The organism is Amycolatopsis thermalba (assembly GCF_003385215.1).
GTDB classification, from domain to species: Bacteria; Actinomycetota; Actinomycetes; order Mycobacteriales; family Pseudonocardiaceae; genus Amycolatopsis_E; species Amycolatopsis_E thermalba.
The window spans coordinates 1-12,063 of sequence record NZ_PQHW01000157.1 but is presented as its reverse complement, the minus strand read 5'-3'; the positions used below and the strand labels follow the sequence as shown (position 1 = coordinate 12,063).

The 12,063-nt window shown below is 72.8% G+C and carries 9 protein-coding genes and 1 pseudogene; 4 read left to right on the top strand and 6 right to left on the bottom strand.

All coding sequences use genetic code 11. The features are described from left to right. Window positions 1-267: 267 nt before the first annotated feature. Window positions 268-930: an alpha/beta hydrolase gene (locus tag D0D15_RS33965; protein WP_233157432.1), complete on the bottom strand. Its 663-nt coding sequence runs from the start codon at window positions 928-930 to the stop codon at window positions 268-270. A gap of 554 nt (window positions 931-1,484) precedes the next feature. Between D0D15_RS33965 and D0D15_RS33960 the strand changes: the two genes are divergently transcribed. Beyond that, window positions 1,485-2,189 (top strand): sugar isomerase domain-containing protein, encoded by a 705-nt coding sequence (locus D0D15_RS33960; protein WP_094007688.1) that lies wholly within the window; start codon window positions 1,485-1,487, stop codon window positions 2,187-2,189. On the opposite strand, the gene D0D15_RS33955 is transcribed toward D0D15_RS33960, so the two are convergent. Next, window positions 2,186-4,051: an ABC transporter ATP-binding protein gene (locus D0D15_RS33955; protein WP_094007701.1), complete on the bottom strand. Its 1,866-nt coding sequence runs from the start codon at window positions 4,049-4,051 to the stop codon at window positions 2,186-2,188. The two genes, D0D15_RS33960 and D0D15_RS33955, sit on opposite strands and share 4 nt — an antisense overlap. Window positions 4,052-4,218: 167 nt before the next feature. Here D0D15_RS33955 and D0D15_RS33950 point away from each other — a divergent pair, with 167 nt between their 5' ends. Continuing rightward, entirely contained in the window at window positions 4,219-5,520 is a 1,302-nt protein-coding gene (locus D0D15_RS33950; RefSeq protein ID WP_094007689.1) for a glycosyltransferase 87 family protein, read from the top strand. On the opposite strand, the gene D0D15_RS33945 is transcribed toward D0D15_RS33950, so the two are convergent. From D0D15_RS33945 to D0D15_RS33935, 3 genes are all read right to left on the bottom strand, one after another. After that, on the bottom strand, window positions 5,507-5,716 hold the full coding sequence (locus D0D15_RS33945) for a helix-turn-helix domain-containing protein (RefSeq protein WP_017982988.1): 210 nt from the start codon (window positions 5,714-5,716) through the stop codon (window positions 5,507-5,509). The genes D0D15_RS33950 and D0D15_RS33945 overlap by 14 nt on opposite strands. A gap of 177 nt (window positions 5,717-5,893) precedes the next feature. Next, complete coding sequence (locus D0D15_RS33940; protein WP_094007690.1) at window positions 5,894-7,522, bottom strand: ABC-F family ATP-binding cassette domain-containing protein; 1,629 nt, start codon at window positions 7,520-7,522, stop codon at window positions 5,894-5,896. Window positions 7,523-8,024: 502 nt separating this feature from the next. Continuing rightward, entirely contained in the window at window positions 8,025-9,587 is a 1,563-nt protein-coding gene (locus D0D15_RS33935; RefSeq protein ID WP_094007691.1) for a deoxyguanosinetriphosphate triphosphohydrolase family protein, read from the bottom strand. Between the two features lie 110 nt (window positions 9,588-9,697). On the opposite strand from D0D15_RS33935, the gene D0D15_RS33930 reads away from it, so the two are divergent. After that, on the top strand, window positions 9,698-11,401 hold the full coding sequence (locus D0D15_RS33930) for a GGDEF domain-containing protein (protein ID WP_094007692.1): 1,704 nt from the start codon (window positions 9,698-9,700) through the stop codon (window positions 11,399-11,401). Window positions 11,402-11,411: 10 nt separating this feature from the next. Continuing rightward, window positions 11,412-11,924, top strand: coding sequence for a hypothetical protein (locus D0D15_RS33925; RefSeq protein WP_198958334.1), 513 nt, complete (start codon window positions 11,412-11,414; stop codon window positions 11,922-11,924). Here D0D15_RS33925 and D0D15_RS33920 read toward each other — a convergent pair. Beyond that, window positions 11,921-12,063: pseudogene (locus tag D0D15_RS33920) on the bottom strand (IS630 family transposase); the annotation flags it as partial. The gene D0D15_RS33925 and the pseudogene D0D15_RS33920 sit on opposite strands and share 4 nt — an antisense overlap.

Sequence of the window (12,063 nt, the reverse complement as noted above, 5' to 3'; positions counted from 1 at the left end):
GACGTCACCGCGGGAGGGCATCGCCCGGCTGGGCGGCGGTCCGGGGCGGCGGGGCGGCGGCTGCCGGTAGGCGCCGTCGCGCCCGGGCAGCGGCATCATCTGCGCGGGCTGGTGCTGTCGCGGGCCGCGCGGCGGTACGCGCGGTGGGTAGCCGCCCTGGTTCGTCACGCCATCACCGTTCCCCGATCGACCGGCCCTAGGACGCACCTAGTGAACCGCAAACCTCTCGATCAAGGACGTCCAGCACCCCGAAAGGGTTGCTCACCTCTACACGGGCAGGCGAAGCCGCTGGTCGGGACGCACCGTCCAGGCGGTGAGCGGCGCCACACCCGCCGCGTCCAGGGCGAACTCGCGTGCCAGCCGGTTCCACACCCCGGGCCGGTGCAGCATGGCGTGCCCCTCGGACATGACCTCGATGCGCACCACCCGCTCGGCGACCGCCTGGGCGCGCTCGGCGTAGGCGAAGGACTCGGCGGGCCGGGTGATGCGGTCGCGCGTGCCGTGGGCGATCACCACCGTCTTGCCGGTCACCGGTTCGACCGGCTCGCCGAGCGGCGTCCACGGGGCCAGCGCCAGCACCGACCGGACCTGCGGATCGGCGGCCACCCGCAGCGCGACCCGGCCGCCCATCGAGTGCCCGGCGAGGAACAGCGGCACGCCCGGCCGTTCGGCGCGGATCCGCTCCAGAGCCCACCGCGCGTCGGCGACCGGGTGCAGGTCGGGGTCGTTCCAGCCGCGGACCCGGTTGCGCATCAGCCGAACCTCGACACCGTGCGGCGCGCCGGCGCGCAGGATCTGCCGCGCCAGGGGCACCATCCGCAGGTAGGCCAGGCCCCACGGGCGGACCACGTTGAGGCCGTTCTCGGCGCCGCCGTGCAGGACCAGCACCACCGCCCGCACCGGTCCGCGGGCGCGCCAGGTCCTCAGCACGGGATCACTCGTCACACACCGGCCAACACCACGGACGGCGGGAATCTTCCACCGGCCACCCGGACGAGGTGATTCGGTGCCGGGGTCCGCCAAACCGGGCGAAGTCCCGCGGAGCGGGACCGTTGCGGGTGCGGCAGCCCGGACGGCGGGAACCGTCCATCCACCACCCGGGCGGAGGTGGCTCGCTCCCAGGGGCGGTTCCCTCAGCGGCGGAGCCACTCGCATCGGGGCCGTCAACCAGCACCACCACGGGCGAAGTCCCGCGGAGCGGGACCGTTGCGGTGGCAGTGGGAACCTTCCACCCACCACCCGGCGGGGTGGTTCAGTGCCCAGGGGCCGTCCCCTCAGCGGCAAAGCCGCGCAGAACCCGACCGCCGTGGCTGGCAGCAGGCCGGACAGCCAGAGCCGTCCACCAACCACCCAGACGGCGTGGTTCAGCGCCCAGGGGCCCTCTCCTCAGCGGCAAAGCCCCGCGGAGCGCGACCGTTGCCGGTGGCGGCGGGAACCGTCCGCCGACCACCTGGCGGGGTGGTTCGTTGCCTAGGGTCGGGCGCATGATCCACGATCTGGTCGCCGGGGCCCTCGCGCGGGCCGGCGAACGCAACTCCGGCGCGATCCGGCGGGCGGCGGGCCTCGTGCTGGCCGCGGTGCGGGCGGACGCGCTCGTCTTCACCGGTGGCGCCGGGCATTCGCTGGCGTCGGTCGCCGAGACCTTCTACCGCGCGGGCGGCCTGGCCTGCGTGTACCCGCTCTACCACCCGGACCTGCTGCCGCTGCACGGCGCCGCCACCAGCACGGCCGCCGAGCGGCGGTCCGGTCTGGCCGCCGAGGTCCTGGCCGAACGCGCACCCGGTCCGGACGACGTGGTGTTCGTCTTCTCCAACTCCGGTGTCAACCCCTACCCGGTGGAGCTGGCCGAAGCCGCGGGAGCGCCGGTGGTGGCCGTGACGTCCCGGGCCTCGGTCGAGGCGGCGCCGCGCCGCGCGCACAGCACTCTGCTGGAGCAGGCCGACGTCGTGCTCGACACCGGCGTCCGGCCGGGCGACGCCGCCTTCCCCGAGGACGATCCGCGCACGGTGGCGCTGTCCTCGTTGCTCAACGTCTACCTGTGGAACGAGGTGCTGGCGCACGTCGTCACCACCGCCGCGCAGGAGGGCGTCGAGGTGCCGCTGTGGCGCAGCTCGAACGTCGAGGGCGGCGACGCGGCCAACGTCGCGCTGCTGGACCACTACCGCCCCCGCGTCCCGGCGCTGCGCTAAGCGGCGGCGGGCTCCTCGGCGAACTGGGTGTGGTAGAGGTCGGCGTAGCGGCCGTTCGCGGCGAGCAGCTCCTCGTGCGTGCCGCGTTCGACGATGCGCCCGGCCTCGACCACCAGGATCTGGTCGGCCGCCCGCACGGTGGACAGCCGATGCGCGATGACCAGCGCGGTCCGCCCCTCCAGCGCGTGCGACAGCGCTTCGCTGACCGCCGCCTCCGACTCGGAGTCCAGGTGCGCGGTCGCCTCGTCCAGCACGATCACCCGCGGCTGGGCCAGCAGCAGCCGCGCGATCGTCAGGCGCTGCCGTTCCCCGCCGGAGAGCCGGTAGCCGCGCTCCCCCACCACCGTGTCCAGCCCGTCGGGCAGGCTGCGCACCAGCCCGGCCAGCCGCGCGCGGTCCAGCGCGTCCCAGATCTCCTCCTCGGTCACCCCGGGCCGCGCGTACTCCAGGTTGGCGCGGATCGTGTCGTGGAACAGGTGCCCGTCCTGGGTCACCACCCCCACGGTGTCGCGGATCGAGGCGAAGCCCAGGTCACGCACGTCCACATCGGACAACCGGATGGCGCCGGAGTCGACGTCGTAGAGGCGCGGCAGCAGCGACGCGATCGTCGACTTGCCCGCCCCGGACGACCCGACCAGGGCGACCATCTGCCCGGCCTCGGCGCGGAAGCTGATCCCGTGCAGCACCTCCTCGCCGCCCCGGGTGTCCAGTGTGGACACCTCCTCCAGCGAGGCCAGGGAGTACTTGTCGGCGGCCGGGTAGGCGAAGCGCACGTCGTCGAACTCGACCGACACGCCACCCTTCGGCACCGTCCGGGCGTCCGGCTTCTCGGTGATCATCGGGTCGAGGTCGAGCACCTCGAAGACCCGCTCGAACGACACCAGCGCGGTCATCACGTCCACCCGGACGTTGGCCAGCGCGGTCAGCGGGCTGTAGAGCCTGGTCAGCAGAAGCGCGAGCGCGACGACGGTGCCCGGGGCGAGCTGCCCGCGGATCGCCAGCCAGCCACCCAGGCCGTAGACCAGGGCCTGCGCGAGCGCCGACACCAGGGTCAGGCTGGTCATGAACCAGCGGGTGAGCATCGCGGTGCGCACCCCGATGTCCCGCACCCGCCCGGCGCGGGCGCCGAAGTCCTCGGCCTCCCGCCGCGGCCGCCCGAACAGCTTGACCAGCGTCGCGCCGGGCGCGGAGAACCGCTCGGTCATCTGCGTGGTCATCCCCGCGTTGAGCTGGGCGGACTCGCGCTGCAGGTCGGCCATCCGGCGGCCGATGCGCTGCGCCGGGAGCACGAACACCGGCAGCAGCACCAGCGCCAGCAGCGTCACCTGCCAGGACAACGTCACCATCACCGCGAGCGAGAGGACCAGCTGGATCACGTTGGTGACCAGGCCGGACAGGGTCGCGGTGAAGGTCCGCTGCGCGCCGATCACGTCGTTGTTCAGACGGCTGACCAGCGCGCCGGTGCGGGTGCGGGTGAAGAACGCGATCGGCATCCGCTGCACGTGCTCGAACACCGCGCGGCGCAGGTCGTAGATCAGCCCCTCACCGATGCGGGCCGACAACCAGCGCTCGACCAGGCCGAACCCGGCGTCGGCGACCGCCAGCCCGGCCACGATCACCGCCAGCAGCACGACGAGCCCGGAGTCCTTGCCGCCGACGATCGTGTCCACGACCTTGCCGGCCAGCACCGGCGTGCTGACCGCGACCACCGCCGACACCACGGTCAGCGCCAGGAAGACCAGCAGGCTGCGCCAGTACGGCCGGGCGAAGCGCGCCACCCGGCGGATCGTGCCGGGCGCGAGGCCCTTCGGCGCGTCCGCGGCGCGCATCGCCGAACTCATCAACGACCAGGTGTTGTCCACGCCGCCCACCCTAAAACTTCGACAATGCTTGAGGTCTACCCCGAAGACCTCCAGGCCAACGCGGCCGGACACCAAAAGCTTCCCGGACGGCGCCGCCGATTCCGCCCTCGGTAACCTTTGCCCATGGGGAGGGACGAAACCGGTGCCGGATCACCCGGCGGCCCGCGATGACCACTGAGCACACCGCGGTGCGTCCGCCGGCTCCCGCGCTCGACCGCTGGCGCGCGCTGCTCGCCGCCCACCCGCTGACCGTCGACCTGGTCTTCTACCTCGGGTGCACCGTCTACGCGATCGCGCTGGCGATCACAGGCGAGTTCTACGGCTTCCGCATCTGGGGATCGTGCGCGGCGTTCGGCTACGCCTTCGCCGCCGCCCACACCGGCTGGCTGATGGCCACGCGCCGCCGGGCCGGGCTGCTGCGCTCCCGCTGGGTGGGCCTGGCCGGCATCGGCGTGCTGTCGATGCTGCTGCCCCTGACCGTCCTGGTGATCCGGCGGCTGACCGGCACCGACTGGCTGTACACGCCGTTCTCCTGGAGCGCGCAGCCCGAGGTGTGGGTGATCGAGCGCTCGGCGAGCCTGCTGCTGGACCACGGCACGCCCTATGTGGACGTGGCGGCCCTGGCGCGGGCGCCGGAGGTCAACGACTACACGCCCTACGGCCCGGTGATGGCCGTGTTCGGGCTGCCCCGCGCCCTGTTCGGCGGGAGCCCGGTGGCCGACGCGCTCACCGACGCGCGGCTGGTGTTCGCCCTGACCGCGTGCGTGTGCGCGTGGCTGACGATCCGGCTGTCCCGCACCCCGCGGGTTCCGGTGCGCGCCGCGCAGTTCGCCATGGCCTGCCCGCTCACCGCGCTGACCTGGGCGGTCGCCGGGCCGGACCTGGCGATCGTCGGTCTCATGCTGGTCGCGGCCGCGCTCGCGGCCCGGGACCGCCCGGTGGCGAGCGCGATCGTGCTCGCGCTGGTGATCAGCGCGAAGCTCATCGTGGCACCGGCCGCCGTGGTGCTGGCCGTGCTCGTCTTCGCCCGCCTGGGCGGCAGGGCCCTGGCGCGCTTCCTCGCCACGACGGTGCTCGCGTGCGCGGTGCTCAACGTCCCCGTGTTCCTGGTGAACCCGCGGGCGTTCGTCGAGCACGTGATCCGGTTCCCGGCCGGCCTGGGCCAGGTGACGTCACCGGCGGCGAGCCCGTTGCCGGGCTACCTCATCGCCAGTACCGGACCGGCCGGGAAGGTGGCCGCGTTCGTCCTGCTCGCCGGCGCCGCTGCCGCGATCCTCGTCTGGTTGCTGCGGCGTCCGCCCGTGGCCGGATCGGACGCGTTGTGGCGCATCGCCGTGGGCCTGGGGGCCTTCACCCTCCTGACGCCCGCGACGCGCTTCGGATACCTGGTGTACCCGTGCGTGCTCCTCGGTGCGATGTTGTGCTTCCGCCGTGCCGAGGCCGGGGACGCCCGGCCTACTTCTTCTTAGCGCGCGTCGCCCCGCCGCGCCCGCGCAACTGCACACCGGATTCGGAAAGCACGCGGTGCACAAAACCGTACGAGCGTCCGGTCGACTCGGCCAGGGCCCGAATACTCGCACCCTTCTCATATTTCTTCTTCAGGTCAGCGGCAAGCTTGTCGCGCGTACTGCCGGTGATCCGCGCGCCCTTCTTCAGGTCAGCCACGTCGTTCCGCCTTCCACCAGATCGCGTTGGCAGGCCACGGTGGGCCTCGTCACGCAATGATCGAACACGAACCGCGAATTTGCCAGACGAGCGGCGAAAAACCTGCCCAATGGCGGAAAAATTGCGCCATTCCAGGTGGTTGCCTAGTCCAACTAAGCAATCAGCCCTTTGTTTACGTCACGCCAACTGGACGAGTTCCAAGTAATCATCCGACCAGTGATCCTCCGTGCCGTCGGGCAACAGGATCACCCGCTCGGGTTCGAGGGCCTCGACGGCGCCCGGGTCGTGGGTCACCAGGACGACGGCGCCGGTGTAGCTGCGCAAGGCGTTGAGCACCTGCTCGCGGCTGGCCGGGTCCAGGTTGTTGGTCGGCTCGTCGAGCAGCAGGACGTTGGCGGCGCTGGACACCAGGCCCGCGAGCGCGAGCCGGGTCTTCTCGCCGCCGGAGAGGGTGCCGGCCGGCTGGTCCAGCTGCTCGCCGGTGAACAGGAACGAGCCCAGCAGGTTCCGCAGCTCCTGCGCGCCGGTGTCCGGGGCGAGGTGGCGGATGTTCTCCCACACGCTGGCGTCGTGGTCGAGCGTCTCGTGTTCCTGCGCGTAGTAGCCCAGGCGCAGCCCGTGGCCGGGCTCGACGCGTCCGGTGTCCGGCTTTTCCATGCCGCCCAGCAGGCGCAGCAGGGTGGTCTTGCCCGCGCCGTTGAGGCCGAGCACGACGACCTTGGTGCCGCGGTCGATCGCGAGGTCGACGCCGGTGAAGATCTCCAGCGAGCCGTACGATTTGGACAGTCCCTCGGCGGTGAGCGGGGTGCGCCCGCACGGGGCCGGGGCCGGGAACTTGATGTGCGCGACCTTGTCGGCCTGGCGCTGCTCGTCGAGCCCGGCGAGCATCTGCTCGGCGCGGCGGGCCATGTTCTTCGCCGCGACGGCCTTGGTGGCCTTCGCGCCGAGCTTCGCGGCCTGGGCCTGCAGGGCGGAGGCCTTCTTCTCGGCGTTGGCCCGCTCGCGGCGGCGGCGCTTCTCGTCGGTGGCGCGCGCCTCGAGGTAGCGGTTCCAGGTCATGTTGTAGGTGTCCAGCTCGGCGCGGGTGGCGTCGAGGAACCAGACCTTGTTCACGACCTCGGCCAGCAGGTCGACGTCGTGGCTGATCACCACGAGGCCGCCCTCGTGGCCCTTGAGGAAGCCGCGCAGCCAGTTGATCGAGTCGGCGTCGAGGTGGTTGGTGGGCTCGTCGAGCAGCAGGATCGTGTCCGAGCGGCCGGAGGCGCCCACGTCGGAGGCGGCGAACAGGATGCGGGCCAGCTCGACGCGGCGGCGCTGGCCACCGGAGAGGGTGCGCAGCGGCTGGGTGAGGACGCGGTCGGCGAGGCCGAGGTTGGCGCAGATGCGGGCGGCCTCGCTCTCCGCGGCGTACCCGCCGAGGGAGGCGAAGCGCTCCTCGAGGCGACCGTAGCGGCGGATCGCCTTGTCCCGCTCGGCGTCGTCGACCAGCTCGGACATGGCGGTCTGGGCCTTCTCCATGTCGCGCAGGAGGGTGTCGAGGCCGCGGGCGGACAGGACGCGGTCCTTGGCGGGGACGGACAGGTCACCCTCGCGGGGGTCCTGGGGCAGGTAGCCGAGCTCGCTGCCGCGGCGGACCTCGCCCGCGTAGGGCTCACCCTCGCCGGCGAGGACCTTCAGGGTGGTCGTCTTGCCGGCGCCGTTGCGCCCCACCAGGCCGATGCGATCGCCCGGCTGGATGCGCAGGGTGGTGTCGGAGAGCAGAATGCGCGACCCGGCGCGCAGTTCGAGGCCGGTGGCCGTGATCAAGGAAACTCCCGGTTTCGGGGGTGGACAGGTGGCATCGACGGGCCTGCTGCACAGGCGGCCCGGAGCTACTCCAACTGGACGTCCACGAACCCAGTGTACGGACCGCTGTCGAGGGATTTTCCCCACGGTGGCGGGCCTCACCCGCAGCACCAGTGAAGCTGGGTGGTCATCCCGTCGCCTGACACCGCAACGATCACTTTGAGCCAGGCCCGCAACCCAGGCCGCCCACCGCCGCCCGACAACGCAACCTTGCGGGCCTGGCTCAAAGTGATACACCCAAACCGGAAGGCGACGGGATGACCACCCAGCGACCACCCACCCGAGGCGAGCTGACAACGGTCCCCCGTCATCCCGGAGCCTGCCCGTCCGGCGAGGACATCTTTTGATCTTTAGAGCCGCGCCCCCGTCGGCAGGCGAGGAGTCCGCCCTACGGGCGGAGGGCACCTACGGCGCCGAACGGTCCACTCGCGTTGCCGGCCGGCGGTTCGTTGCCGGGTGCCGCTCAGAGCACGAACGAGTCCGACCACGGCTGCCCGGACCGCCCCGACAGCGCCTCCAGCAGGCTGACCGCCTGCTTGTCCGTCAGCGACGACACGAAGTCGATCACCGCGCGGCCCCTCGCCAGGCCCCGGATCGCGTCCGCCCCGGCGACCGGCTCGCCGGTGGCTCCGACCAGCAGCTCGGGGGCGTTCCGGGCCAGCCCCTCGAACTCCGACTGCGCCAGCTCCACCAGGTCGTACAGGCGGCGCGGCAGCCGCGACACCTCGTCCCGGTCGGCGAGCCACGCGTCCAGCGCGTCGACCAGCGTCGTCAGCAGCGACGCCTGTCCCCGCTGGTGCAGGGCCAGCTCGGGGCGCAGCAGCACGAACCGCCGGTGCACGAACTTCAGCACCTGCACCTCGTGCCACTGGGCGGTCCGCAGCGACACGTGCCCGGCCCGCGTGGACGGCGACGGCAGCACGATCACCCCGTCCACCAGGCGATGCGTCCACCGGGCGGAAAACGCCGCCGTCGCCTGCTCCGCCTCGATCGAGCCGTCGAAGGGCTCGCCCAGCAGGCCGTCGACCAGCTCGGCCCGGATCCGGGACACCGCGTGGGCGAACGCGTCGTCGTCGACGATCCAGGCGTCCTTGGCGTGCATGCGGCGCCGCAGCTGCTCCAGCGACCGGCCGGGGCGGCGGATCTGCGCGGCGAGCGTCGCGTTGTCCAGCCCGGCCAGCTCGACCGCGTGATCGAGCCACTCCCCCAGCTCGGCCGCCACCGGCGCGTGCTGCAGCACCCCGATGCGGTGGAAGTCCTGGATGTCGTGGATCGCGTAGGCGAGGTCGTCGGCGGTGTCCATCACCGACGCCTCGACGGTCTGCTGCCACGGCTCGATCCGCCCGGCGAACGGCCGGCGCGCCGCGACCACGTCGTCCAGCTCGGTGCAGTAGGCGGAGAACTTGCTCGACCCGGTGCCCGGCGCCTCGTCCGGCTCGGCCGCGCCCCGCGGCGGGATGCGCATCGCCGCCGGGTGCGGGTCCGGCCAGTGCAGGCGCGCCCACGGGTACTTCAGCACCGCCGCCCGCACGGCCGCGGTGAGGTCCAGCCCGACGGCGGCCGGCCCGCGGACGTCGGTCGTGGTGATGATCCGGAACGTCTGCGCGTTGCCCTCGAACCCGTCCGGCAGCGAGAACCGGTGCCGCGCGATGCGGTCCAGCACCTGCTCCCCCAGGTGCCCGAACGGCGGGTGCCCGAGGTCGTGGGCCAGCGCGGCGGCCTCGGCGACGTCCGGGTCGAGCCCGCCCAGCTTGCCGATCAGCTCCGCCGAGTCCACCGAGGACAGCAGCCGCTCCGAGATGGCGCGCGCGACCTGCGCGACCTTGAGGCTGTGGGTGAGCCGGTTGTGCAGCAGACCGGACCCGGCCGCGCTGACCACCTGGGTCACGCCGCCGAGCCGGGCGAAGAACGGCGACACCACGATGCGGTCCCGGTCGGCCCGGAAGGGGTTGTCGGCCAGATCGGACCAGGCCGGTTCCCGGGCGTTTTCCCGGCGTATCGTCCGCGGATCGGGTTCCATGCACATCACCGTATCCGTCCCGCCCCGGCCCGCGTGGGAGTACGCTGCCCGCCCCCGAGGTGAACATCAGTCGACATCTCTTTCACAACAGCCACCTCACCAGCGAAGATCGGTCCGTGCGCCCAGTCCGGTTCGCCTTCCAGCCGCTCTACAGCCTCAACACCGGCGGCATGGTCGCGCTCGAAGCGCTGGCCCGCCCCGCCGAGGGGTCCGTGCACGAACTGCTCGACACCGCCCGCCGCGAACGGCGCCTGGTCGAGACCGACATCGCGCTGGCGTGCGACGCCGTCCGCGCGGAGGCCGACCAGCAGACCCTGCTGCCGCTGCACCTCAACGTCACGGCGGCCACGGCGTCGGCGGCCTCGGTGGATCCCCTGCTCGACGCCCTCGCCCGCGCCGGCAGGCGGCCGCGCGAGGTGGTGCTGGAGGTCGGGCCGCCGTTCTGCTCCGTGTGGCCCGAGCAGCTGCTCGCCGGCCTGCAGCGGCTCGGCGAGCTGGGGTTCCGGCTGGCGCTGGACGGTCTCGGCCGCGGCGACCTGCCGTTCGCGATGCTCGCGGCCGCGCCGGTGGACGTGCTCAAACTCGACCGCAGCGTGCTGCGCGGGCTGCCCGGTGACGCCGGCTCGGTCGCGGTCGTCGAATCCCTGCTGCACTTCACGGCCCGGACCGGCGCGCGGCTGGTCGCGACCGGGATCGAGACCGAAGCGCAGCTGGCAGCGGTGCGCCGCCTGGGGGTGCGCATCGCTCAGGGCAACCTGTTCGCCCCCGCCCGGGACGGGGTGAACCTGGGGCACCTGCTGACCCCGGCGATCCCGGACCCGGCGGAGCGCCTCACACCGGGGCCGCTCACCACGCCGCGGGTGCGGGACTTCCTGCGCCCGGCTAGCACCCTGCCGCACGACGCGACCTGCGACGACGTGCGCACCGCGCTGGCGGCGGGCGACGCGCCGAGCGGCATCGTCGGGATCGACGACGAGGGCCGCCCGCGGTGGTCGATCGACCGCACCCGGTTCCTGGTGTCGGTGACCGGCCCGTACGGGCACGCGCTGCACGCCAAGCGCAGCGCGGAGCGGCTGGCGGACACCCCGCACACCATCCACGCCGATGCCGGGGCGCTGGAGCTGCTGGAGCTGGTGACCGACGCGGACTGGGGCCGCACCGGCGACGACGTGGTGGTGGTCGACGACGCGGGCCGCTGCCTGGGTGTGGTGCTGGTGACCGAGGTGGTGCGCGGCGTGGCCGAGGCGAAGGTCGAGGAGGCGGCGGCGCTGAACCCGCTGACCCGGCTGCCCGGCAGCGACACGGTGGCGCGGGACGTGGACCGGCGGATCGGCAGCCGGGAGGCGTTCGTCGCGGCGTGGCTGGACGTCGACTCGTTCAAGGCGGTGAACGACAACGCCGGTTTCGCCGCCGGGGACGACCTGATCCGCGCGATCGGCCGCACCCTGACCGATCTGGCGTCGCGGCTGCCGCGGATGGTGGTGAGCCACGTCGGCGGCGACGACTTCCTGATCGCCTGCGACGTGGACGAGATCGGCACGATCGCGGGCGCGCTGCTGGATACGCCGTGGACGGCGGAGGGCATGCCGGTGACCGTGTCGCTGGCGACGCTGGTCTGCGCCACGGCGACGATCGAGTCCTACCGGGAGGCGTCGCGGCTGCTGGCGCCGCTGAAGAAGCAGGCGAAGGCGGTGCCGGGGTCGAGCTGGGTGCTGGGCCGCCCGGGCTCCGAGCGGGTCGAGGTGCTGCGCGGCCGGTCGCGGCACGCGCTGCCGGAGCAGCGGCCGGCGGGCCAGGTCGGCTTGAGCCGCGCCGGATAGGTCGTTATCCATGCAACCGGAGGCGGCCGCGGTCCGTCTGTCCGGTATGCGGATGTTGCCGGTGGTGGCGCTCGGAATCGCTGTGCTGACGGCCTGTGGCGCGTCGGAGGGTGCCGCGGGCGGTCGCGCGTGCACGATGATCGGCGCGGTGCCGGGGATCAGCCTGGACGTCGAGCCGCGGCCGGGGCGGACGGTCGCCGCGGCGACGGTCACCGTCTGCCGGGACGGCGCCTGCCGGACCGGGGAAACGCCGGTCTTCCCCGCGACCACACCGGGACCGCAGACGTGCACCGGCACCGGCCCGGAGGACTCCTGTTCGGTGGAGCTGCGGGAAACCGGCGGCTGGTACGGCTTCGTCCCGATCGACGATCTACGCGAGGCACCCTACGAAGTCACAGTCGTCCTGACGAACGCGAGCGGCGGCGAAGTAGGCCGCACGACGCAGAACACCGCCGCGCAGCTCGTGTACCCGAACGGGCCCGAGTGCGGCGGCGGTGTTCCGCAGGCGACGGTGGCGGTCTAGTGTCCTGAGTCGTTAATTCGCGTGCAGTAGCGTGCGATGGAGTCAAGGATCTGGTCGGCGGTCTTGGTCCAGACGTAGGGCCGTGGTTCGTTGTTCCAGGTCTCGATCCATGCGCGGATGTCGCGATTGAGCGCGTGGA

Coding starts and splice junctions, on each gene's coding strand:
- D0D15_RS33960 (WP_094007688.1), top strand. CDS start 1,485: ATGATCCACGATCTGGTCGCCGGGGCCCTCGCGCGGGCCGGCGAACGC.
- D0D15_RS33935 (WP_094007691.1), bottom strand. CDS start 9,587: ATGTGCATGGAACCCGATCCGCGGACGATACGCCGGGAAAACGCCCGG.
- D0D15_RS33925 (WP_198958334.1), top strand. CDS start 11,412: ATGCAACCGGAGGCGGCCGCGGTCCGTCTGTCCGGTATGCGGATGTTG.
- D0D15_RS33950 (WP_094007689.1), top strand. CDS start 4,219: ATGACCACTGAGCACACCGCGGTGCGTCCGCCGGCTCCCGCGCTCGAC.